This window comes from Pseudomonas nunensis, from assembly GCF_024296925.1.
In the GTDB taxonomy this organism is placed as follows: domain Bacteria; phylum Pseudomonadota; class Gammaproteobacteria; order Pseudomonadales; family Pseudomonadaceae; genus Aquipseudomonas; species Aquipseudomonas nunensis.
Window position 1 is genome coordinate 3,827,523 of record NZ_CP101125.1, and the last position, 22,670, is coordinate 3,850,192.

Here is a 22,670-nt window from a genome sequence, read left to right on the forward strand (position 1 = left end):
ATGAAATCTGCATTCAACACCTTTATTCCGGGCGCTTTGGCCCTCCTGCTGCTCCTGCCCACCGCCCTTCAGGCGAAAGAAGCTGAAACCCAACAGAAACTGGCGAACGTGGTGATCCTGGCCACCGGCGGCACCATTGCCGGCGCTGGCGCCAGTGCGGCCAACAGCGCTACCTATCAGGCTGCCAAAGTCGGTATCGAACAGTTGATCGCTGGCGTGCCGGAGCTGAGTCAATTGGCTAACGTGCGTGGCGAACAAGTCATGCAGATCGCGTCCGAAAGCATCACCAACGACAACCTGTTGCAGTTGGGTCGCCGCGTCGCCGAATTGGCCGACGACAAAGCCGTCGATGGCATTGTCATCACTCACGGCACCGACACCCTGGAAGAAACCGCCTACTTCCTGAACCTGGTGGAAAAAACCGACAAGCCGATCATCGTCGTCGGTTCCATGCGCCCGGGTACCGCGATGTCCGCCGACGGCATGCTGAACCTGTACAACGCAGTCGCCGTGGCCAGCAGCAAAGAAGCACGCGGCAAAGGTGTGCTGGTGACCATGAACGATGAAATCCAGTCCGGTCGCGATGTCAGCAAAATGATCAACATCAAGACCGAGGCCTTTAAAAGTGCCTGGGGCCCGCTGGGCATGGTGGTTGAAGGCAAATCCTACTGGTTCCGCCTGCCGGCCAAGCGCCACACCATGGACTCGGAATTCGACATCAAAACCATCAAGAGCCTGCCTGACGTAGAAATCGCCTATTCCTACGGCAACGTCAGCGACACTGCCTACAAAGCCCTGGCGCAATCAGGCGCCAAAGCGATCATCCACGCCGGTACCGGCAACGGCTCGGTATCTTCCCGCGTGGTGCCAACCTTGCAAGCCCTGCGCAAGGATGGCGTGCAAATCATCCGTTCGTCTCACGTCAACGCCGGTGGTTTCGTCCTGCGTAACGCCGAACAGCCTGACGACAAGTACGACTGGGTCGTGGCGCATGACCTGAACCCACAGAAAGCGCGCATCCTGGCCATGGTCGCGCTGACCAAGACCAACGACAGCAAAGAGCTGCAACGGATGTTCTGGGAGTACTGATACGCCCTCGCCCGACCGGTTCCGGTCGGGCACCGTTTGCGCCACTTGCCTGTTCTGGTGAGTGGCATCTCCTACAAAAGAACGCCAATCGCCTTACACCAAACGGGAAAAACCACTGTCAGAGGATTTTCTTGAATTTTAAGCAGTTGCGAAAATGCTTACAGTTAAATACTGTATGCCCGTACAGCTTAATAAGGATAATTCCGTGGCCACTACCGCTGCCTCTCCTGGCTCCTTTGAACGCATGGGTCTGCGCGTTCAAAAAATCATCAACTCCCCTACCGCGCAAAAATCCAAAGCCGCGCTGATTTTCCGTCTGCCGGACGAACCGGTGGACGAATGGGAACAGCTGCTCGAAGAAATCGACGAAAACGATAACGTCACCCTCGCCTATCGCGACGATGGCGGTGTGCAGATTTTCTGGGTTGTGCCGAAGGAAGATTGAGTCAATGAGTGTCCGCTGTTTTGCTTTGCTGTTTCTGTTCATTGCCATGGGCGCCCAGGCTGGCGCCCCGCGCACCTTCAACGAAGCCAAGAAAGTCGCGTGGAAGCTCTACGCACCGCAATCCACCGAGTTTTATTGCGGCTGCAAATACACCGGCAACAAAGTCGACCTCGCTGCTTGTGGTTATGTGCCACGCAAAAGCGCCAAGCGTGCCGCCCGCATCGAGTGGGAGCACATTGTCCCGGCCTGGCAGATCGGCCATCAGCGCCAATGCTGGCAGTCGGGCGGACGCAAAAACTGCACACGCTACGACCCGACTTATCAGAAGGCCGAGGCCGACGCACAACCTGGTGCCGAGCATCGGTGAGGTCAACGGTGACCGCAGCAACTTCAGCTTTGGTTGGCTGCCGGTGCAATCGGGTCAATACGGTTCGTGCCTGACCCAAGTCGACTTCAAGGCCAAGAAGGTCATGCCCCGCCCGTCGATTCGCGGGATGATCGCCCGGACTTACTTCTACATGAGCAAGCAGTACGGGTTGAAACTGTCCAAACAGGATCGCCAACTGTATGAAGCCTGGAACAAGACTTATCCGGTGCAAACCTGGGAGCGCCAGCGCAATCAGAGCGTGGCGTGCGTGATGGGACGCGGCAATGAATTTGTCGGCCCAGTGGACATGAAAGCCTGCGGTTGAATAACTGTTGAAAACACAAAGGCCTCGGGCATTCAAACCCGAGGCCTTTGTTCGTTCTAACCGCCGACTTTGTTGTAGCGCCAGTAGCCCATCAGGTTGAGCGACTCCCGGGGAATGCCGCGTTCCTTGATCAGGTACTTGCGCAGGCTCATCACTGCGACTGTCTCTCCGGCGATCCAGCCGTAGAAGCCATCACTGGCCGACGCGGAGGTTTCCCAGAGGATCTCCTCGTCCACATTCACTTCCGCCAGCTCCACGGACTCTTTCGAAACATATGACGGCAGGTTCGCCCGTTGGACCGCCTCGACCATCAGCGACCCTGCGCTGGCGTGGTCGCGAACCAGCCACTCCACCGAAAGCCCCGGCCAGTCTGGAACCGGCAGCGCATCTTCCAGGCTGTCGACCTCAAAAAACGCCTGGGTCAGCGGCGGCTCATCAAGAACGGACAACTCGTCGAGGATTCCGAGCGCCGCCGGCAACGCCGTGGCATCGGCGACCAGCAACAATTGCTTGAGCGCTTGCGGCGGCTTCCATTCAAAACCGCCTGCGTCCTGGGCCGTGAAGTGCCGATCCGGCGCGGTGATCTGAATCGAAGCGCCCGGCACTGATCGAATCGCCCAACGGGAAGCCGGACCGGTTTCACCGTGCAACACAAAGTCGATGTCCACTTCGCCTTGATCGGCGCGCAGATGGCGGATGGTGTAAGTGCGCATCGCCGGACGCTGGGCTACCGGCATCGAACGATAGCGCGCGTACCAGCCATCTTCATGGGACAGCCGGGCCGGCGATCCATCTTCGGCGGGGAAGAACAGTTTTACCCGCTGATCCGGCGCCCAAGTGGCCATATCGGTGACCATCGGCCCGGCCAGGGTGACGCGCATCATATGCGGGCTCAAGGTCTGCTTGCGCTGCAAGACCGCGTCGAAGATTTTGTAAGGATTGGCGGAGGCCATGGGGAGCTCCTTCTGGGAATCGACAGTGACTACGTACTAGATACGAGTCACCGCGGCCACCCTTTAGGACTCCCCGCTGAACGGCGCCTGAACCGTTACGCGATTACTGAGCCGCCGGACGCTCGATGATCAGCGATTCGATGTTCATCTTTTTTGCCCGGGTCAGCGCTGCGTTCAAGTCAGCCTGCCTGGCCTCAGCCTCGGCTTTGGAAGCGAACGGCCCGAGCAGGATCCGGTCCTTGCCATTTTCCCGGACCACATTGGAAACGAAGCTGTGCTCGATCAACCAGCCGCTCAAGTCGCTGACGGCCTGGGTTGTTTCGCCCCGCACCTCGAGATCCCATTGCGGACCCGTTGCAACAGCGGGCGCTGTTGCCGGTGCGGAAACAGTCGCAGAAGGCGTCTTTTGAGCGCTTGCATCCTTTCCTTCACCGCATCCCGCCAACGCCAATACTGCGATTATCAAGGCCATTTTGCGCACAACGTTTCCCTCTGAATGCTGAAAGCGCGGATTTTAGCATTCATGAATACTTCCCGAGTGCCGCAAAATGGGCACAAAACAACGAGAATCATGGATGCGGCCTCTGTATAGTTACGCCTTGGGAATTAATGCAGCATCTGCGCGTCAGAAAGAGGCACCCAAACCGTGAAACTTCGCACTAATCTATAACTACACCGACCTCTGCACTGTCTGAATCAGGTGCCCTACAAAGCAATCAAGGAGAAGACCATGCTGATACTCACCCGCAAAGTCGGTGAAAGCATAAACATTGGTGATGACATCACTATCACCATCCTGGGCGTTAGCGGCCAGCAAGTCCGAATTGGCATCAACGCCCCGAAAGACGTTGCCGTGCATCGCGAAGAGATCTATCAGCGCATTCAGGCCGGGCTGACCGCTCCAGACAAGCCGCAACCCTGAATCCTGCTGCAGTCAGTAGCCAGCCCGTTCGCTTCAGCGCAATGGCTGGCTAAAGATTCATGCACATTGTTTCGCCCCGCCCTGCCCCACCGTTCATCCCCCTCGTGATGTGAAGCCGATACTACCGGCTTCGGCGACGCCTTGGCTGTCAGACAATTCGCTTTAACCCCGACGAATACGTCACCGCTACCCGAAGGTCACAGCCCGTGCCATGCCAGTGGCCGCGATCACCATGAGCATCATCAACAGCGCTTCGACATGGCTGATCCGGGCGAACAGCTTCGCCCGCCCCAGATCCACCGTAGCGCCACGCCCCAAGGCGATCCGCCACTTGATCAAGGTGATCATCGGCGCCAGCTCCAGTAGCAGGATGATCACGAACAGCGTCATCTTGAGATGAAACAGCGGCTGATGAAGATAATAGTCGGTGCCTTTTTCGTACCCGCCGAAAGCCCGCATCAGCCCCGTGATCAGCAAAATCCCCGCACAGATCCCCCACACGTTGTCGGCGACCAGCACGCTGCGAACCTGCGCCGTGCCCGCAGCCAACCGGCTTAACGCCGTTCCCCGAGTCAGCACACCCCAAAGGCCCATGGCAAATGCCAAGAGATGGATCGCCGCGAGAAACCAATGAGACAGCATAGGGATGCTCCTGACAGGGAAATGGAAAAGGGCTTGTCAGTAGTAGCCCAAAACCTGCCAATCTGCCTGCCAGTGACCTACAGAAAAAGAGGCCGATTCTGACCAGCATGCTGTGAGTCAAATGCGCCAGAATAGGCACTCACCAAGGATGGAATACATGGACCGATCAAAGCTGCCGACGCTTGTCCTGCTACCGGGAATGGATGGAACGGGCGAACTGTTCAAGCCTTTCGTGTTGGCGTTGCAGCACGCTTGCGACATCGTAGTAGTGACCTATCCCTGCGATATCCCGCTGAGTTACGGGGAGCTGGAAACCATTGCCAGACAGTCGCTGCCCACCGACCGACCGTTCGTATTGCTGGGCGAATCATTCTCCGGACCGATCGCTATCGCGCTGACGGCTTTGCGCCTGCCGCAACAGGTCGGGCTGGTGCTGTGCTGCACGTTTGCTCGAAACCCTCGGCCGTTGCTCAGTCCTCTGCGCTTTGTAGCCAACATGCTGCCAATTGGAGCCGTGCCCGCCAAATGTCTCAGCCCGCTGTTACTCGGTCAATTTGCTACCGCTGCATTGCGCACGGCCCTGAGCCAAGCGATAAATCGGGTCAGCCCCGCCGTGATGCGTTCGCGACTGCGGTCGGTGCTCGATGTCGATGTGTCGGCGCAACTTGCCCAAGTGAACGTGCCGAATGTTTACCTGCGGTCCACCGAAGATCGCCTGGTTCCACAAACCGCCTCCACGCGGATCTCTCAACTGAAGCCACAGACGCAGATGATCGACGTCAACGCACCGCACTGCCTCCTTCAAGCGGCACCCGAAGAGGCTGCACGCCTGATCATTGAATTTTTACGAGCCGCTGACACCTCGTAACGCATTACAACTTTGTCATTGAGTTGTCAGCGTAGGTCGCACCCTCGATTCATACAGTGTCGTCGTCAGCCACCCAATCCGGGTGGCTCGCCTTCTACCGATGATGACAAGGGTCGACACCATGAAACCAATGAACAAACTCTGCCTGATCGCCGCCAGCCTGTTGATGCTCGGCACCGGCTCAGCCATGGCCGCCAACATTGCGCCCGTGAAGGCCAACAACGTCGTGCTGGTGCACGGCTCCTGGGCCGATGGTTCGAGTTGGTCAGAGGTGATCACGCGGTTGCAGGCCGCCGGTTTGCACGTCACTGCCGTGCAGAACCCGCTGACCTCCGTGGCCAACGATGTCGCCGCCACCCAACGCGTACTCGACCAACAAGACGGCCCGACCGTTTTGGTCGGCCACTCCTACGCGGGCACCGTGGTCAGTGAAGCCGGGGTGGATCCGAAGGTCAGCTCGCTGGTCTACGTCGCGGCACGCGCCCCGGATGCCGGTGAAGATTTCGTCGCCCTCTCCGGCAAGTACCCGACCATGCCCGTGCGCGCCGGCACCGAAGAGCACGACGGTTACGTCAGCTTGAAACAGGACGCCTTCCTCAAGTATTTCGCCAGCGATGTTCCCCACGACAAGGCTATGGAGCTGTTCGCCGTGCAACAACCGATCGCCAAAACCCTGTTTGGCGAACGCACCACCGCCGCTGCCTGGCACACCAAACCGTCGTGGTACGCGGTGTCCAGCCTCGACCAGACCATCAACCCGGACCTGGAACGCTTCCTCGCCAAGCGCATGGGCGCGACCACCATCGAGCTGCCATCGAGCCATTTGTCGCTGGTCTCGCACTCGAAAGAGATCGCCGACCTGATCCTCGAAGCCTCCGGCCGCCAGCCGTAATCCCGGGCTGAATTGCATTACAACTTTGTCATTCAACTGTTGGTCGGCTGTCCGTATCGCCTCGTTAACCTGAGCTCACTGCCCAGTCACTCAACCGGCAGCCACCGTCATCCAGATTAGAGAGAGACACACCATGAAAATGTTAATCCTCGGTTTCGCCGCCCTCCTCGCCACCGGTTCGGCTTTTGCCGACACCCAGCCACAAGCGCCAGTGATTCATGACAAGACCGGTTTCTTCGTCCACATGGACGTCGCGAAAGTGCTGTCCAGCACCGACATCTCACAACAGTGCGGCATTATTCCTGCGCGGCTGGACTACCTGGACCACAACGGTCAGGAGCACGTGCTGGATTACCAGGTCGAAGGCTCCGGCTGCATCAATGACAATTGAGTATGCTGCGCCCACGATGTGTGGCCCGAGTCACGCGCAATTGATCGGGCTACACTGGCTCACGCCCCTCACGTCGCAATGAATTCTTTACGGACATCGACCATGAACATCCTAGTCGTTGAAGACGAGCCCAAGGCAGGCAACTACCTGCTCAACGGTCTGCAGGAACTCGGCTACTCGGTCAGCCTGGCGCGCAATGGCGTGGACGGGTTGCACCTGGCCCTGGAAACCTCGTTCGACGTCATCGTGCTCGATGTGATGATGCCGAAAATGGACGGCTGGGAAGTGCTGCGGCGCTTGCGTAAGGAAGCTGATACACCGGTGCTGTTTCTCAGCGCCCGCGACGACATCGCCGACCGCATCAAGGGCCTGGAACTGGGCGCCGACGACTACCTGATAAAACCGTTCTCCTTCGCCGAATTGGTGGCGCGCCTGCGCACCCTGACCCGACGCGGTCCGTCCCGGGAAGAAGAACAGCTGCAAGTGGCCGACCTGCAAATCGACGTGCTTAAACGCCGCATCACCCGCGACGGCGTGCGGATCACCTTGACCAACAAAGAATTCGCCTTGCTGCACTTGTTCGCTACCCACCAAGGCCAAGTGTTGTCGCGCTCGCTGATTGCCTCGCGGGTGTGGGACATGAATTTCGACAGCGACACCAATGTGGTGGACGTCGCGGTACGGCGCCTGCGCCTGAAAGTCGACGACCCGTTTCAACTCAAGCTGATCCACAGCGTGCGCGGTATCGGCTATCGCTTCGACACACAGCCATGAACAACAAGCCCCATTCCCTGACCCTGCGTCTGGCATTGCTGTTTGCGTTGCTGGCCTTTGCTTCAGTCATCACGCTGGGCGTGTGTTTGTATCGCGAGCTGGAACGCGAGTTGATCCGGCGGGACGATGCCGCGTTGATCACCCGGGTCGATCAACTGCGCACCTTTCTGAATGACAGCAACACCCTGGACCTGATCAAGAGCAAACCGGCCTTGTTCCAGAACATGCTCGGCAACCGCGAATCGGTGCTAGTGATCGGCGCGACCGGACAAAAACCGTTGCTCGTGGTCAATCCCGGCAGACTCGACTTGCCGAACCTGTCTCCCGTGACCATGGACCATCCGCTGGTCCTGGCCGACGTGCAGCATTTTTCCGGCGTGGACGGTGTGCCCTTCGCGGCGCTGGCGGCGACCATCGACTCCGGCGACCTGGGCAGCCTGCAAGTCGTGGCCGGGCGATTGATGACGGAACGCACCAGCGTGTTGGCCAACTACCGGATACGCGTTTACCTGCTGGCCGGTGTCGCCGCCCTATTGCTCGCGGTCTGCGGCTATTTACTGCTCTATCGCGGGCTGCTGCCGTTGCGGCGCCTGGCCAAACACGCCCACGGCATTGGCGTCGGCAACCTCACCGAACGCCTCGACAACCACGGCGCACCGCTGGAAGTGCAGCCGATGATCGACGCCTTCAACGGCGTCCTCGACCGCCTCGCCAAAGGCTTCGTCCAGCTCGGCCAGGTCTCCACCGACATGGCCCACGAACTGCGCACCCCGATCAACAACTTGCTCGGCGAAACCCAAGTCGCCCTCCAGCAAAACCGCAGCGTCGAAGCCTACCAACAACTGCTCGCCTCCAACGTCGAAGAACTCGAACGCCTCGCGCGCATGCTCGACAACATGCTGTTCCTCGCCCGAACCGACCCCGCCAGCGCCCTGCGCCAACGACAGGAACTGGACGCCGCGGACGAAATGGAACGCATGGCGGATTACTTTGAAGGGTTGGCGGCGGATGTCGGGATCAGCATCAACGCCCATGGCAGCGGCGTGATCTGGGCCGAGCCGATGTTGCTGCGGCGGGCGTTGGCCAATCTGTGTTCGAACGCCATCAAGTATGGCGCGCCGGATTCGGAGTTGGTGGTGAATGCGACGCCCTCTTCCGAGGGGATCAGTCTGCGGGTGAGCAATCACGGCGCGACCATTGCGCCAGAGCATCTGCCGAAACTGTTTGACCGGTTTTATCGTGTGGATGAGTCGCGAGAGCGGTCGGCGCAATCGAACGGGTTGGGTTTGTCGATTGTGGCGACGATCATGCAGTTGCATAGCGGAGGGTATGGCGTCACCAGTGAGAATGGGGTGACGTGTTTTGAGTTGTTTTTTCCTGGGAGAAACCGAAACGAATAAATCGACTGCCTCTCCCCTCGCCTACCATTTGGCAACTGCTGGGTACAAAAGCGTTACAAACGCACACTATTCAATTCCAAATTGCCATCCCTTTCGCTAAGATGCGCGGCCCAACGTAAATCAATACAAAACATTACTTTACGGATAGCCGAGCCAGAAAGAATGGATAACAAAAAAAAACTGGACGCCCTGACCTCCCTCAGGTTTTTTGCTGCTGCGCTCATCGTAGCTTTCCACACAGGCGCTATTCTTGGCATCGGTGATATCTCAAAAGTCATACCTGCTTCACAAGCAGTGTCATTCTTCTTTGTACTAAGTGGTTATATTTTAGCCTACGCTTATCCCGACTTATCCAAACCGGGAAGTGTTCGCAAGTTCTATGTTGCGCGGGTGGCCAGGGTATGGCCCCTGCATATAGCAACCATATTTATATGGATTTTTCTGATCTACAAACTGAACCCGGCACCCCTGCTTTGGGAACATGGTATTTACCGAACGATTGCAACTGTATTCATGGTGCAATCCTGGGTTCCAATAGAAATCTGGGCCACTTCGATCAACGGGGTTTCCTGGAGCATATCAACTGAAATTTTCTTCTATCTATTATTTCCTCTCATTGCCAAACGCTTCACAAGCAGATGGAAGCAAATACTGGCAGTTGAACTAATTATTATTTCCGCAATATTGCTGATCAGTAATTTATTCCCGAACAAAAATCCCTACGGCATCAGTGCAAGCGGATTAATGTACTTCTTTCCGCCAACACGACTGCTCGAGTTCACGGTTGGAATAGGCCTGTTCCACCTGACGCAAAGTTTTAAAATATCAGATAACGCACTGAGCAAATCACAATGGACCGTAGTGGAAGTCTCTGCTCTATTGTTGACCTACGTAACCATGATGGCGACCAAAAGTCATGCCATAGGTAACTTATTTGGCCAAAGCGTTTCCTACTACGTGAGCACTGCAGGCTCATTCCCGGCGTTCGCCGTACTGATTGGCATTTTTTCGTTCGGCAAGGGCCACATCTCGAGCATCCTCAAAACGAGGCCGCTGGTATTTCTCGGCGAGTTAAGCTTTGCGCTGTACCTGGTCCACTACGCCGTAGTTGTATATTTCAAGCAATACACCAATCCACTGTCCTACGACTGGACCTCTTACTGCTTGATCTGGGCAATATCGATCTCGGGAGCATGGATTCTTTCAAGCACCGTAGAAGGCCCGTTCAGAAAAATCTTAATCAATGTGTTGGCTGACTCGCCGGTAATGGCAAAGAAGAGAAAAGCCTTTGTCTACAGGACCTTTCAAGCCGCACTGGCTGCGTCCGTCATTGGTTTCGGATTCTACGCCACGCCAAAAGTCCTGGACTACGCCTACCCTCCAGTTGCGATATTCTCTACACCAGCAAACCTGGACGTGGCGAAGTATAGCAACGGAGTTTCCATTACACGCTTTGAGATCCTTGTGCGAAGAGATAAGTCTTTGTACGCAAAAATACAGTTCAAGGCCATCGAAGCTGGCGAGCTCAACTCTACCGTAGCCATCCATCTCAACGACAAAGATGGAAAGATCCTGTTCAACGTAGGGGCTATTGTCTTGAACAGTCAATTCACTACAGCCGATCGCCTTCAAGCGGAAGCCTCGATAGAGCTTTCGCCAAACCAGTATTTCTCCACGTCCTCCATCGGTATCGCCGTATTTAACGACCCACAAGTGCTCTTCTCCGTGGAGTCACCTAACTACGATTGGGGTCGTACGAGAGCGATAATTTTTGCTCAGCCTAAGGCCCAACCGCAGTCTGAGGTGATCGTCGAACCACTTTCATCTGACGCCGCCGTTGTTGGACCTAAACAGATCGACGGCAACAGTTAAAGACCAACGGTCCAGTATCGTTTGAACATTGGTGCCCAGAGCCCCGTGGCCTGACGTCTAGGCGAGAGCCAAATGAGTTTTGCCCCGGATCCAGCCTTCAGCCATGTGTACAGGCCTCTGTGCACCGATGTTATCGTCCGAAAATGACGCCCCTATAATTCCGCTTTTTTCGGCAACTGCTGCGACATGGCGGACAGGTTCCAACCAAGGGAATCCGTGCTCGCGGCCGCAGCAGGTTTTCTATAGATCGTTGGAATTATCGACAACACTTCTATATATTACCGCCATACTCGAATTTGGCTTGCGCAACCGCCAACCTTTCTAGAGATGCAGTCAGTGAAGCCACTCAAAGAAAAAAATATTGATATACAAATATTACGCGCAATAGCAATTATCGCTGTGATAATTCAGCACATCAATGGCCGACTGCCAACTCCGCAGAGCTACAGCGAACTATTTAAATATGCTCTTTTCTGGACGGGCGTTGATATATTTTTCGCAATATCTGGATATCTCATCTGCAAGACTTTTTACAGAGACATTGAGATATCACCAACTAAATATGAAGCCATCTCTTCCTTTTGGAGAAGACGGGTATCGAGACTATTTCCCGCAGTTTTGGCCTGGGTATCAATATCCGTATTTATCTCTTTGTTTACAACCAGCTATCCCAATAGCGACTCGCTACTCATCGCAAAAAGCGCCATAACGGGGCTACTTGGATTTTCAAATATATACTGGGCCTCCTGCGTCCAGTTTTCTCTGCAATGTGGCAGCGCAGATTACAATGCGGTAACTTGGTCATTATCTCTCGAGTGGCAACTGTACGCCCTGTCAACGATATTAATCGCCCTACTCGGATTCAAGCGTGGCATCCTTATCCTTGCTATAACGGCGTTAGTATTCTCTATATTACCAGCTCCCAGCTTTTCATTCCCCTGGGTGCTACGACCACAGGCTTTTGCAATTGGAGCAATAATTTACATAGCCACTAAAAATTCTGGAGTGTCAGTAAGCGCTCCAATCAGCATATCGATGCTATTGGTCGGCCTGCTGATTTGCTTTCTGGCACCGCTTCATATCCCCCAACCTTATTTGATTCCCACCATTTCTCTAGGAGCGGGGATATGCTTATTTTCTTCGCTTAGCGGACGAGCGTTGGCGGCTTTACTTCCAAGCAAATTATTAACCTGGATAGGAGAGCGCTCATATTCAATATACTTATGCCACCTGCCACTCATCCTGTTTACCAGAGAGATCTCTATTCGATTAAATTTTAACGAGCCAACCTATTTGAATTTCTCAATATCACTGGCAATCGCTGTTTTTTTAATTGCAGTAATGTCTGATCTTTCATACAGGTTCATCGAGATTCCCTTCCAAAACAAGCTATTGAAGTCCACGGACAAGAAATCCAACGACCTCATTCAAAGCTAATTTTCGAACGCCGCCTGCCTGTTTGTGGCATGCGCGGCGCGGCACCGGCGTGCCTGCCAACTACTGATTGTGTGTGTACGGCCAAGTTTCCGCCGATATAGCCCACGATCTGCACACCCCGACCAACAACTTGCTTGGCGAAACCCGAGTCGCCCTCCCGCAAAACCGCGGCGTTGAAGCCTACCAACAGCTCATCGCCCCTTCCCAACACTGAAGAACTCGAAGCATCGCTCGCAAGCTCGACGACATGCTATTCCTGGACCGAATCGACGCGGCCGACGAAATCGAGCGGATGGCAGATTGCTTGTGTTTTGAGTTGTTCTTCCCGGGCCGGGTGTTGGGATGATTGGACTCACGGAGCGATTTGAGTGACAAACCGCAACATTACTGGCCAGCAGCCATCTATCTCCCTATCATGCCGCCCACTGGCCCTTGCGTAAGGGGTCAGAGGACAATCATTCAAAAGGGAATAGACGTGAAAGAGTTCGTAATTGGCGTAAACAACGTAGTTCTGTATGTCGCGCTGGCCGTTATCTGGATCGCCGCAGTGGTCATGATCTTCGTTCAGGGCTTCTGGTCGGGCGCCGGCGTTTTCATTACCGGCACTCTGACCTGGTGCATCATCTCCGGCTTCTGGTTTGTGCAGTCGGCGACTTATGAAGAACTGAAAAAGTTGAACGCCAAACAAGGCTGACACTTGTTGGCTGGACCTACCGCACAGGTCCGATATTGCTTCATGCAACAAGTGTAACGAGGGGGCAATCCCCTCGTTACAGTGCCTGGCGACTACCCAGGCTTGTGGTTATCCAATACCCGATTGACCGCTAACTCACCCAACCTGATCACCTGCTGCAACACCAGCATCTTCCCGCGCTGTGGGCCGTCCATTGTGCTGGCGATTTCATTCGCTATCTCAGTGGCAGACCCCAACGATTCGCAGGCCTGGACGAGCAATGTTTCGTCATTCGCCGCTGGGTTGATGATGAAGGTGTCGTTGCTGGGGCTGTGGGGCGGTATCTGCGTTTTCGTCGCCCCGGGGTTGAGGTAGAAGTTGAGTGCGCGGTCGGCTGCTTCTTTTAGTTTCTTGGGGTCAAGATCAAGGGAAGCGTCGTAGGGTACTGGATTGGTGTTCGGGGGATTGGGCGTTACTTTGAACATAAATTGCTTACTCCAAACTGGGGCCGCAACCGTTCTCGACTAAAAGTAGGGTGGCGGCTGTACGCAGGTTAGTCGACCGAGGGAGTTAGCAAACCCGGCGCGCCCTAGGGCGCCCTGCGCACAACCACCATCAAGTGCAGGAATAGAATGACCTGACTGAATGGCGCTTATGCACCTCACTAACAACCTCGGGCGACTAAACCCGACCACTGATGGGCAGTGGCAGGTAAACGATAGAGGCCGGGCGCAAGAGGCACAAGCCGGAGGATTCTGGCGTACGCGTAGGCAACGGCGCAAGGGTTTGTAGCCTTTAGGACGTAACACTGAGTGTCTTTAAACATTCAGCCCTAGGCAGTTAAACACCCGCCCAAAAAACCCGTAATCCGTCGATCAGAGCCAGCAAAAAGGTAACGACGCCGTGTCCGCCACAAAGGTGAATGGCAGGTCGATCAGCGCAAACGGACCAATAAACTGCGCGAGCTGGTACTCAACGTCCAACCCGCTATAGCAGTCGTATGAGTGGTAGAGGTTCGTCACTGCACCAAGCCAGGCACAACTGCTCAACTGCAAAATAGCCGCTATCAAAACAAGCTTCCGTAGCACGTAATTTCCCTATTACTTTTCCATGCGTGAGGCATAAGCGCCTCAAATATTGCAGGTGTACTGATATTCGAAAGGGAAAAACACGGTATCGACCACAAAAGAAAACGGCGCGTCGATCAGCAGGAACGGGATGAGTTTTCCGTGGGAGGTGCCAACTAACCACCAATCAAAACGAAGCCCCGTGTAAGGGCAAGGGTGGTTGTAGTCCATTCGCATCGCGACCGCCATGCAACCACCCAAACAGGTGAACATAACCAGCAAAATCACTTTCCAAAGCACGTAACGTCCTTATTACTTTTATACGCAGAACTGCAGAGACGGCATCGCAAGAAGTTAGTCACCAATGCCGAGTTCGTCAGCGACTGCGATGCCCTTACGCGCTAGATACCTTGGAGCGCGGGATCAGCTTAAGGCATTGCCCTCAGAAGTGTTCGCACCAGCCAAAATACACATCGTCACCTTCCAGAAAGACAAAGTTCTTTCTAAGGCCATCTTGGTATTCGTTGATAACCAGTGCATAGACCGCTGACCCAACGCCAAGTCCCTGATCTAGCTGCATGGTTGTTACCACTTTGAAGCTGTTTTCTGTCGATCCGGGGTCAATGACCTGAGGCGCGGTGACGTAGGAGTTTTTCAGTGCTCCCGCCATCAATCCAGTTCGCCTTTCTACTGTGAACTGTTTGCCGATGAACAAGTGGCCTACTGAGTTTTCAGTTGCTGAGTCCGCCCTTTCGACAGTGCATCGATAGTCCGTTGCGGCGATTGCCTGCACACAGCCTAGAGCTGCCAACATTCCAACCATCGTAATCCCGCTGCTCATCGATGTATTCCTTCCTTGGCTCAGTGACAGCTGGTGTTCACTGTCTGGCCGAACTTGGTAGAGGTACAGTTTATCTGAGGCTGGATAGCGGGCTTCTGCTGTTGCAGGTTTTGCAGCGTTTGTTGGGTTTGCTGGTTTTGTAGGTTCTGCTGCTGTTGCATGTTCATGATGAACGCTTGGGCCGCACGTTGTTTCTGAGCGGCGCTTTCGGTTTGTTGGTCGCTGGCGATCTTCTTCAATTGAATACGGCAGTTCACATAGGTATCGGTGCCGGGCTGGGCTCCGAATGACTGGCATTCAGCATCGTCGCTATTCGCCTTTTGGCCTTCGGCTGCTGCAAGGTTCTTCAAACTTTCCTGCCGGATGACATAACCCTTGGTACCAGGTAGGCAATCGTCCCACGCGATCAGCCCTGTAGCACAGTCCAATGGGTGATTTGCACACCCAGACATTAACAACGCTACAGTCACAATCGCCCATGCCTTCATTGGTTAAGTCCTTGTGTTAGATCGGCTGAGCTTACAGTCTCGGTTAGCACCGTGCCATCACGTCACACCTTCTCCCAGGAGCTGGGTATCAATCCTCCTTGAATCCCAACATGCCTTGAGCAGCACGCCATTCCTTCACAGTTTGGGTAATGCCTGATGCTGAATCATCGGCTCCGTCTTCCGGGTAGAAAATCAGATCAGACCCGGCAGGGTGCTCGCTCATCTCTTCAAAGTGAAACACCAGTTGGTCCACTTCCGGCTCCGTGCCATCGTGGCTAATGATGCGCTGTAGCAGGGCTACAAATTCGCTTTCTGTGCAGTCGCTGAATGTGTTTTTGATTGTTTCTGCCTGTCTTCCTTGTGGATTCATGATGGTGAGCCTCCTTGTGCGTCACCCGATCCCACTCCTTCGTTGTGCCCTGTCGTCACACCTTCTCCCATGAGCTGGAAATCAATTCTCCTTGAATCCCGGCAAGCCTTGAGCAGCACGCCATTCCCTCACTACACGCGTAACGTCTTCTGCTGATCCGCTTGACCCGTCCTCTGGGTAGTAAATGAGGTCGGAGCCTTCTGGGTGACCAGTCATTTCGCAGAATTGGTCTAGCAGGACATCTAACACCTCATCAGTTGCTGCTTTGTTTTCAGCCAGCAGTTTGTGCATGAAGCTGATGAATTCGCCTTCGGTGTAGTCGGTGATATCGTTTTTCATTACCAGTGTTATCCGTTTCTATGAATGTCGATGTGGTGCTTGGGGGTCACGACGTACAGGTTATCGACATCGTAAACTTTCCCACCCTTGGCGACTTCGTCTGCATGGTGCACCTCGAATGATCCACGCTTTCCCGCTCGGTCTCTGTAACGTGCCTTCGGTGCTTTGCCTTCCCGCATACGGTCAGTCCAGTGCTGATGTCCGCACAACAAAAAAAGTGGAGGGGCACCGTCCGCCTACCCCGTCCTGGAGTAGCGATAGAAGCCGGATTTATTTATGGGTGGGCCTATGAAAAATAGATCCGTCGCCTTTTTTAGCTATCTCCTATCATGCCGCCCACTGGCCCTTGTGTAAGGGATCAGAGGACAATCATTCAAAAGGGAATAGACGTGAAAGAGTTCGTAATTGGCGTAAACAACGTAGTTCTGTATGTCGCGCTGGCCGTTATCTGGATTGCGGCAGTGGTCATGATCTTCGTTCAGGGCTTCTGGTCCGGCGCAGGCGTTTTCATTACCGGCACCCTGACCTGGTGCATCATCTCCGGCTTCTGGTTTGTGCAGTCGGCGACTTATGAAGAACTGAAAAAGTTGAACGCCAAACAAGGCTGACACTTGTTGGCTGGACCTACCGCACAGGTCCGATAGTGCTTCATGCAACAAGTGTAACGAGGGGGCAATCCCCTCGTTACAGTGCCTGGCGACTACCCAGGCTTGTGGTTATCCAATACCCGATTCACCGCTAACTCACCCAACCTTATTACCTGCTGCAACACCAGCATCCTCCTGCGCTGTGCGCCGTCCATTGTGCTGGCGATCTCACTCGCTATCTCAGTGGCAGACCCCAACGATTCGCAGGCCTGGACGAGCAATGTTTCGTCATTCGCCGCTGGGTTGATGATGAAGGTGTCATTGCTGGGGCAGTGGGGCGGTATCTGCGTTTTCGTCGCCCCGGGGCTCAGGTAGAAGTTGAGTGCGCGGTCGGCTGCTTCTTTTAGTTTCTTGGGGTCAAGATCAAGAGAGGCGTCGTAGGGTACTGGATTGGCGTGCGGGGGATTGGGCGTTACTTTGAACATAGGGACTTTCTCCAGTAGAGCTGCAACCGACTCGCTACTAATACGAGAGGGTGGCGGCTGTGCACAGGTTAGTAGACCGGCAAAGTCACCTAAAACCCGGCGCGCCCGGGGGCGCCCTGTACACAACCACCATCAAATGCAGGCGAATACCTGACTGGATGACGCTTGTACAACCGAAGATGACTGCCGAGCTACTAAACCCGACCACTGATGAGCAGTGGCAGGTAAACGATAGAGCCCAGCCGCCAGGCGAACAAGCCGGCGGATTCTGGCGTACGAGTAGGTAAAGGCGCAAGGATTTGTAGCCTTTGGGACGTTACACGGAGTGTTTTTAAACACGAATTCAAAAATGTGTTTATGCGCCCCAAAAATCGAGAAAATATCCGGCAGTTGTGAGGGGATATCGCCAAGGCTTGCCAAATGGAGCTACCGCTATTGGGTCAATCTTCTTCGTCGTCATCATCGTCCGATGAAGCAATCCCGCTACCTCCCTCAACGAATGACTGACAGCCTTCATTGAATGACTGAGATGGGGTATCGCAGGAATCCTCATCGTCAATGTCATTCTGCTCCGCCCAGTCATACCCAGCCTGATGCCCCGAACAATCTTCCGTACACTCGTAACCATCAAAAGTGGCAGCTGAAGCTATTGCACTACTCACTACAGATGCCAGCAGCGCCAATGTAGATAACGTCTTCATGGAGAACCTCCTTATGATTGCGTCGATACTACTGAGTACTTTGGCCCAATGTAGCCACGCTTTCGCGCTTACCATCCAGACATCTGCATAACATCAGCACCGTAAGGTACTTTCAATCCATTATGAAAAAAAAAGATCTGTCATCTTTCCCCCCTGCTGGTTTCACAACCAGCCGATCAAGTACCGATAGGTCTGTTTAACTTTTCTGGCGACCGGAAAAAACGCCACCTATTAACAGATAGAAAATCGAAGCCTTGCTACAAACAAGACAAGGAATTGAGGAACAGCGTCATGGGTGACTACGCAAAAGCACTATCCGAACGGAACAAACACACCAAAATCATAAGTGGTCATTGCCTGATCTGTGGCGCTTACGGAATCCTCTCTCAGGATCATGTCCCCCCACAAGGAAGCATCACGGTAACTGCGGTCGAACAGGTTCACCTTACCGAAGCGTTCGATCTTCAACTCCCAAAAGTGAAAGGCGTACGGTCTCCGAATGGCAGCAAATTCCGTACAATCTGCCGAAACTGCAACATGACGGCATTGGGTCAGAATGACGGAAAAATCGCAGAGGTGTGCAAGACTTTCACCCTCAAAATCAACCACTTCTTCACCCATGCGGACAGCCCCGTTTCGAGTGTCCATTCCCCAGTTAATGCCCTGAAGTACGCACGAGCGATGGTTGGTCACATCCTATCTGCCACGTCAGTAACGGAATGCGTTAAGCCCGGCCAATCCACACCATACTTCGATCCATTGAAGAAGTTTGTACTAGGTGATGATCACGCGTTGAGCGATACACACGACATCTTCTACTGGTTTTTTCCACACAAGCATCATCAAAGCATCAAGCTCTTCAGCGTGAAAAACGGGCAAAACATGTGCTGCATGAGCCTACTTTCCTTCTTTCCATTGGCGTTCCTTGTCACCGAAAAAGACAAAGGCATTTATCCGGCAGGCGCGGTGAAGCTGGAGCTAACCGACAAGTCGCTGTTTTTGGATCTTTCGGGTCGAAATGTTCGATTCTCCGGCTTCCCAGCTGTCGAGTTACAAGGGGATCAGATGGTCGCATTGGCTGCCCAGATGTCTATCGTTAGTTACCCAATAAAATGAACGGCAAAAAGGAGCAAGCATGCGAAGGGCATGGAAACTAGCAGAACTGAAGCAACATATTCGAACAACCAAACCCGAAAAAAATTGGCTGCTAAGCACCGTCGATTCGGTGAGCCACTCCCTCTACATTTACCAGTATCACAAAAGCCTGGCTCGCAAAGCGTTTGATGCCTATCACGCCGAGCACGACCCGGATGGAATTAAAATGTTTGCTGCGGCAATGATGGCTGGGACAGATGAGGAGCTTGAGGAGTACGAGGAAGCTAAGCTCGCCAGCGAAGCGAATCTGATTGCAGCAATCAATATCACCCGTAATACCTTCGATATTCTTGCCCAACTAGTTAACGTCCTAGCACTTCCTCAACCACTATCTATTGAGCGATGCGAAATCGCCAAAGTGCGTGATGCTCTACAGGCATGCAAGCTGAAAACGGAATTAGAGCGAGTTCCCCAGCTTCCTTGGTATCGCTACTTAGCGGCATTCAGTAACACTATCAAGCACCGTCAACTCATCACACACACCTTCGCAAAGGTACGAGGACGGCACAGGCAAGTTTCTTGGAGGAGGAGCAGAGGTCGCCTCGTTTGAGTATAGAGAGGATCAATTCACGAGTTAATGGGTGCAGGAGGTGCTGGAAGGCACAGTCGAAATGCACAATGAAATTGTCAGTCTCGGCATCACTCTCAACGAACATTGCCTGACACCCGCTCTACCCTGACCGCAACAATACCAGCGTGCAACCAACGCTCACATTGCCCTGCGCGAACGAACCCGACATTTTCTGAACGCCCTGAAGAAATCCAAGACAACAAAAAAGGGCCCACCTTTCGGTGAGCCCTTCTAGACCGCCCAGCAGAGCGGATTTTGTTTGGTAGGCGCGATTGGACTCGAACCAACGACCCCCACCATGTCAAGGTGGTGCTCTAACCAACTGAGCTACGCGCCTGCTGTGAGGCGGCATTCTACGGAATTCCGGAGGGGTGTCAACACCTTTTTTCGAGCTAACCCTATGAATATGCAAAATATTTAATTTCGGTGCTGCGACGAAGATTTTCCGGTGGCTGGCGGTGGTTTTTTAACTCGGGTAGGATCGGCGGACTCGTAAAATATATTAAACAGAGGCTGCAGGATGGCGAACACCCCCTACCCAGAGTCCTATTACGCTGCATCGGCGAATGCGGTCCCGCCGCGTCCGGTTTTGCAGGATGACGTAGAGACTGATGTCTGTGTGATCGGCGCCGGTTACACCGGTCTGTCCTCTGCCCTGTTTTTGCTGGAGAACGGTTTTAAGGTAACGGTGCTTGAGGCGGCCAAGGTTGGGTTTGGGGCGTCGGGACGTAACGGTGGCCAGATCGTTAACAGTTATAGCCGTGACATTGATGTGATCGAGCGCAGTGTCGGGCCCAAGCAGGCGCAGTTGCTGGGGCAGATGGCGTTTGAGGGTGGGCGGATCATTCGTGAGCGGGTCGCCAAATATAATATCCAGTGCGACTTGAAGGACGGCGGTGTGTTCGCGGCCATCACAGCCAAGCAGATGGGGCATCTGGAATCGCAGAAGCGGCTTTGGGAGCGCTTCGGGCATACGCAGCTTGAGTTGCTGGATCAGAAGCGCATTCGTGAAGTGGTGGCGTGCGATCAGTATATCGGCGGCATGCTCGACATGAGTGGCGGGCATATTCATCCGTTGAACCTGGCGCTGGGTGAAGCGGCGGCCGTGGAGTCGTTGGGCGGCACTATTTATGAGCAGTCGCCGGCGGTGCGCATCGAGCGCGGGGCGAATCCGGTGGTGCATACGCCACAGGGTAAGGTTCGGGCCAAGTTCATTATCGTTGCGGGCAACGCTTACCTCGGCAATCTGGTGCCGGAGCTGGCGGCGAAGTCGATGCCGTGCGGGACGCAGGTGATTACTACTGAACCGCTGCGCGATGCGTTGGCCAAGGCTTTGTTGCCGCAGGATTACTGTGTCGAGGACTGCAATTACCTGCTTGATTACTACCGTTTGACCGGGGATAAGCGCTTGGTCTTCGGCGGTGGCGTGGTGTATGGCGCGCGGGATCCGGCGAATATCGAGGCGATTATTCGGCCGAAGATGCTCAAGGCGTTTCCGCAGTTGAAGGACGTGAAGATTGATTACGCCTGGACCGGAAATTTCCTGCTGACGTTGTCGCGTCTTCCGCAGGTCGGGCGGCTGGGGGATAACATTTATTATTCCCAGGGTTGCAGCGGGCATGGGGTGACGTATACGCATTTGGCGGGCAAGGTGCTGGCTGAAGCGTTGCGCGGTCAGGCAGAGCGGTTTGATGCGTTCGCGGATTTGCCGCATTACCCGTTTCCAGGTGGGCAGTTGTTGCGCACGCCGTTTGCGGCGCTGGGGGCTTGGTATTACGGGTTGCGGGATAAGTTTGGGTACTGAGCAATACCGCAACACCCTGTAGGAGCTGAGCTTGCTCGCGAAGGCGATATGTCAGGCAACAATGATGCTGACTGATACGGCCTCTTCGCGAGCAAGCTACGCTCCTACAGAGGGTTGCGGTGTCAGGTGACATTCATGTTGCCTGATACACCGCTTTCGCGAGCAAGCTTTGCTCCTACAGGGTTGGGTGTCAGGTGATATTGATGTTGGCTGACACGGCCTCTTCGCGAGCAGGCTCGCTCCCACAGGTTTTGTGTTTTGGCTATTAGTCGGGGAAGTCTGCACCTTCGCTGACGCTCGCCCAGCCTTCGAAGTCCTTGCGCAGGGCTTCGATTTTGCCTCGTCCACCGGCCAGCGCGGCTTTGCCCAATAGCAGGCGCAACGGTGGATTGTCGGCCTCGACCGCATCGACGATCGCCACCGCCGCTCGCACCGGATCGCCCGGTTGTTTGCCGTTGTAGCCACGGATCATGTCCATGCGTTTGCCCGCCGTTTCATCGTAATCGCTGATGGTCCGGTTCGCCTCGTTAGCCGAGCGCCCTGCCCAATCGGTGCGGAATCCGCTGGGTTCGACGATCAATACCTTGATGCCCAGCGGCCCGACTTCCTGGGACAGGGACTCGGAAATACCTTCTACGGCAAACTTGGTGGCGTGGTAGAAACTGACTGCCGGGAACGCGACGATGCCGCCGACGGACGAGATGTTCACCACCGAGCCGCTACGCTGCTGGCGCATGCCGGGCAACACGGCGCGGGTCATCTGTACGAGGCCCCAGACGTTGATTTCCATCATGTTGCGCACTTGCTCCAGATCGCTTTCTTCGAACGAACCGAAGTAGCCAATCCCTGCGTTATTCACCAGCACATCGATACGACCGAAACGCGCTTGAGCGGCCTCCACAGCAGCATCGATCTGTGCCGGATCGGTGACGTCCAATTTCAGGACCAACGCGATATCTTCGTGACCTTTGACGATGTCTTCGACCTGCGCCGGATTCCGCGCGGTAACCACGGTCGGGTAGCCGAGGCTGAGCGTGTGCAAGGCCAGTTGGCGGCCGAAACCTGTTGAGCAGCCGGTGATGAACCAGACCGGTTTTGTAGTCGATGCAGTCATGCGGATCTTCCTCCAGGTAACTGCCCGCAGGTGCGAGCGATGTCCTGAGTATGGACACGCCTGGCTTTGCGAAAAAGAGCCATAATCTGCAAGACCTT

29 protein-coding genes, 1 tRNA gene and 1 pseudogene are annotated in these 22,670 nt (G+C 54.7%); 16 read left to right on the forward strand and 15 right to left on the reverse strand.

Annotated elements, in window-relative coordinates; genetic code table 11:
• From NK667_RS16435 to NK667_RS16445, 3 genes and pseudogenes are all read left to right on the forward strand, one after another.
• Positions 1–1,089, forward strand: a complete 1,089-nt coding sequence (locus tag NK667_RS16435) for an asparaginase (RefSeq protein WP_054053030.1) — start codon at positions 1–3, stop codon at positions 1,087–1,089.
• A gap of 154 nt (positions 1,090–1,243) precedes the next feature.
• Positions 1,244–1,534 carry a DUF1654 domain-containing protein gene (locus NK667_RS16440; protein WP_054615469.1) on the forward strand — a complete coding sequence of 97 codons (291 nt, stop codon included), beginning with the start codon at positions 1,244–1,246 and terminating at the stop codon, positions 1,532–1,534.
• Between the two features lie 4 nt (positions 1,535–1,538).
• Positions 1,539–2,226: pseudogene (locus NK667_RS16445) on the forward strand (endonuclease).
• A 56-nt stretch (positions 2,227–2,282) separates the two neighbouring features.
• On the opposite strand, the gene NK667_RS16450 reads toward NK667_RS16445, so the two are convergent.
• Together NK667_RS16450 and NK667_RS16455 are read right to left on the reverse strand one after the other, a co-directional pair.
• Positions 2,283–3,179: a siderophore-interacting protein gene (locus NK667_RS16450; protein WP_054615470.1), complete on the reverse strand. Its 897-nt coding sequence runs from the start codon at positions 3,177–3,179 to the stop codon at positions 2,283–2,285.
• Between the two features lie 103 nt (positions 3,180–3,282).
• Positions 3,283–3,660 (reverse strand): hypothetical protein, encoded by a 378-nt coding sequence (locus tag NK667_RS16455; protein ID WP_054615471.1) that lies wholly within the window; start codon positions 3,658–3,660, stop codon positions 3,283–3,285.
• Between the two features lie 249 nt (positions 3,661–3,909).
• Here NK667_RS16455 and csrA point away from each other — a divergent pair, with 249 nt between their 5' ends.
• Entirely contained in the window at positions 3,910–4,101 is a 192-nt protein-coding gene (gene csrA, locus NK667_RS16460) for a carbon storage regulator CsrA (RefSeq protein WP_017337657.1), read from the forward strand.
• Between the two features lie 186 nt (positions 4,102–4,287).
• On the opposite strand, the gene NK667_RS16465 is transcribed toward csrA, so the two are convergent.
• Entirely contained in the window at positions 4,288–4,743 is a 456-nt protein-coding gene (locus NK667_RS16465) for a DUF2214 family protein (RefSeq protein ID WP_054615472.1), read from the reverse strand.
• 157 nt (positions 4,744–4,900) lie between these two features.
• Between NK667_RS16465 and NK667_RS16470 the strand changes: the two genes are divergently transcribed.
• The 8 genes from NK667_RS16470 (at position 4,901) to NK667_RS16510 (ending at position 13,071) form a co-directional block, all read left to right on the forward strand.
• On the forward strand, positions 4,901–5,611 hold the full coding sequence (locus NK667_RS16470) for an alpha/beta fold hydrolase (RefSeq protein WP_054615473.1): 711 nt from the start codon (positions 4,901–4,903) through the stop codon (positions 5,609–5,611).
• Positions 5,612–5,732: 121 nt separating this feature from the next.
• A complete protein-coding gene (locus NK667_RS16475; protein ID WP_054615474.1) occupies positions 5,733–6,503 on the forward strand; it encodes an alpha/beta hydrolase in 771 nt (256 codons plus the stop codon).
• 133 nt (positions 6,504–6,636) lie between these two features.
• The gene (locus NK667_RS16480) at positions 6,637–6,894 is read left to right on the forward strand and encodes a DUF2790 domain-containing protein (RefSeq protein ID WP_054053015.1); all 258 of its coding nucleotides are present in this window, start codon (positions 6,637–6,639) and stop codon (positions 6,892–6,894) included.
• A 102-nt stretch (positions 6,895–6,996) separates the two neighbouring features.
• Positions 6,997–7,668, forward strand: coding sequence for a heavy metal response regulator transcription factor (locus tag NK667_RS16485; protein WP_054053013.1), 672 nt, complete (start codon positions 6,997–6,999; stop codon positions 7,666–7,668).
• Positions 7,665–9,068, forward strand: coding sequence for a heavy metal sensor histidine kinase (locus NK667_RS16490; RefSeq protein ID WP_054615475.1), 1,404 nt, complete (start codon positions 7,665–7,667; stop codon positions 9,066–9,068). The genes NK667_RS16485 and NK667_RS16490 overlap by 4 nt, the downstream gene beginning before the upstream one ends.
• A 162-nt stretch (positions 9,069–9,230) precedes the next feature.
• Entirely contained in the window at positions 9,231–10,940 is a 1,710-nt protein-coding gene (locus tag NK667_RS16495) for an acyltransferase family protein (RefSeq protein WP_054615476.1), read from the forward strand.
• 336 nt (positions 10,941–11,276) lie between these two features.
• The gene (locus tag NK667_RS16500; RefSeq protein ID WP_161807668.1) at positions 11,277–12,377 is read left to right on the forward strand and encodes an acyltransferase family protein; all 1,101 of its coding nucleotides are present in this window, start codon (positions 11,277–11,279) and stop codon (positions 12,375–12,377) included.
• A 475-nt stretch (positions 12,378–12,852) separates the two neighbouring features.
• Entirely contained in the window at positions 12,853–13,071 is a 219-nt protein-coding gene (locus NK667_RS16510) for a hypothetical protein (RefSeq protein WP_054053006.1), read from the forward strand.
• A 92-nt stretch (positions 13,072–13,163) separates the two neighbouring features.
• On the opposite strand, the gene NK667_RS16515 is transcribed toward NK667_RS16510, so the two are convergent.
• The 8 genes from NK667_RS16515 to NK667_RS32660 form a co-directional block, all read right to left on the reverse strand.
• Positions 13,164–13,535, reverse strand: a complete 372-nt coding sequence (locus tag NK667_RS16515) for a DUF6124 family protein (RefSeq protein WP_054053004.1) — start codon at positions 13,533–13,535, stop codon at positions 13,164–13,166.
• Positions 13,536–13,925: 390 nt separating this feature from the next.
• The gene (locus NK667_RS32655; RefSeq protein ID WP_054615477.1) at positions 13,926–14,138 is read right to left on the reverse strand and encodes a YceK/YidQ family lipoprotein; all 213 of its coding nucleotides are present in this window, start codon (positions 14,136–14,138) and stop codon (positions 13,926–13,928) included.
• Between the two features lie 42 nt (positions 14,139–14,180).
• Positions 14,181–14,417, reverse strand: coding sequence for a YceK/YidQ family lipoprotein (locus NK667_RS16520; RefSeq protein WP_152980987.1), 237 nt, complete (start codon positions 14,415–14,417; stop codon positions 14,181–14,183).
• A gap of 142 nt (positions 14,418–14,559) precedes the next feature.
• Positions 14,560–14,958: a hypothetical protein gene (locus NK667_RS16525; protein WP_054615478.1), complete on the reverse strand. Its 399-nt coding sequence runs from the start codon at positions 14,956–14,958 to the stop codon at positions 14,560–14,562.
• 20 nt (positions 14,959–14,978) lie between these two features.
• Positions 14,979–15,446, reverse strand: coding sequence for a hypothetical protein (locus tag NK667_RS16530; RefSeq protein WP_063869681.1), 468 nt, complete (start codon positions 15,444–15,446; stop codon positions 14,979–14,981).
• 88 nt (positions 15,447–15,534) lie between these two features.
• The gene (locus NK667_RS16535; protein WP_054615479.1) at positions 15,535–15,816 is read right to left on the reverse strand and encodes a bacteriocin immunity protein; all 282 of its coding nucleotides are present in this window, start codon (positions 15,814–15,816) and stop codon (positions 15,535–15,537) included.
• A gap of 81 nt (positions 15,817–15,897) precedes the next feature.
• On the reverse strand, positions 15,898–16,155 hold the full coding sequence (locus NK667_RS16540; protein WP_054615480.1) for a bacteriocin immunity protein: 258 nt from the start codon (positions 16,153–16,155) through the stop codon (positions 15,898–15,900).
• 8 nt (positions 16,156–16,163) lie between these two features.
• Positions 16,164–16,334, reverse strand: a complete 171-nt coding sequence (locus tag NK667_RS32660; RefSeq protein ID WP_054615481.1) for an HNH endonuclease signature motif containing protein — start codon at positions 16,332–16,334, stop codon at positions 16,164–16,166.
• Between the two features lie 210 nt (positions 16,335–16,544).
• On the opposite strand from NK667_RS32660, the gene NK667_RS16545 reads away from it, so the two are divergent.
• The gene (locus NK667_RS16545; RefSeq protein ID WP_054053006.1) at positions 16,545–16,763 is read left to right on the forward strand and encodes a hypothetical protein; all 219 of its coding nucleotides are present in this window, start codon (positions 16,545–16,547) and stop codon (positions 16,761–16,763) included.
• A 92-nt stretch (positions 16,764–16,855) separates the two neighbouring features.
• Here the strand turns inward: NK667_RS16545 and NK667_RS16550 are convergent, their stop codons facing one another.
• Positions 16,856–17,227: a DUF6124 family protein gene (locus tag NK667_RS16550; RefSeq protein ID WP_054615482.1), complete on the reverse strand. Its 372-nt coding sequence runs from the start codon at positions 17,225–17,227 to the stop codon at positions 16,856–16,858.
• Positions 17,228–17,667: 440 nt separating this feature from the next.
• A complete protein-coding gene (locus NK667_RS16555; protein WP_054615483.1) occupies positions 17,668–17,928 on the reverse strand; it encodes a hypothetical protein in 261 nt (86 codons plus the stop codon).
• Between the two features lie 291 nt (positions 17,929–18,219).
• Between NK667_RS16555 and NK667_RS16560 the strand changes: the two genes are divergently transcribed.
• On the forward strand, positions 18,220–19,044 hold the full coding sequence (locus tag NK667_RS16560; RefSeq protein WP_054615484.1) for a hypothetical protein: 825 nt from the start codon (positions 18,220–18,222) through the stop codon (positions 19,042–19,044).
• A 19-nt stretch (positions 19,045–19,063) separates the two neighbouring features.
• The gene (locus tag NK667_RS16565; RefSeq protein WP_054615485.1) at positions 19,064–19,633 is read left to right on the forward strand and encodes a hypothetical protein; all 570 of its coding nucleotides are present in this window, start codon (positions 19,064–19,066) and stop codon (positions 19,631–19,633) included.
• A 281-nt stretch (positions 19,634–19,914) separates the two neighbouring features.
• Here NK667_RS16565 and NK667_RS16570 read toward each other — a convergent pair.
• A tRNA-Val gene (locus NK667_RS16570) sits at positions 19,915–19,991 on the reverse strand.
• 183 nt (positions 19,992–20,174) lie between these two features.
• Between NK667_RS16570 and NK667_RS16575 the strand changes: the two genes are divergently transcribed.
• Entirely contained in the window at positions 20,175–21,458 is a 1,284-nt protein-coding gene (locus NK667_RS16575) for an NAD(P)/FAD-dependent oxidoreductase (protein WP_054615486.1), read from the forward strand.
• Positions 21,459–21,723: 265 nt separating this feature from the next.
• Here the strand turns inward: NK667_RS16575 and NK667_RS16580 are convergent, their stop codons facing one another.
• Positions 21,724–22,572: an oxidoreductase gene (locus NK667_RS16580; protein WP_054615487.1), complete on the reverse strand. Its 849-nt coding sequence runs from the start codon at positions 22,570–22,572 to the stop codon at positions 21,724–21,726.
• Positions 22,573–22,670 lie beyond the last annotated feature (98 nt).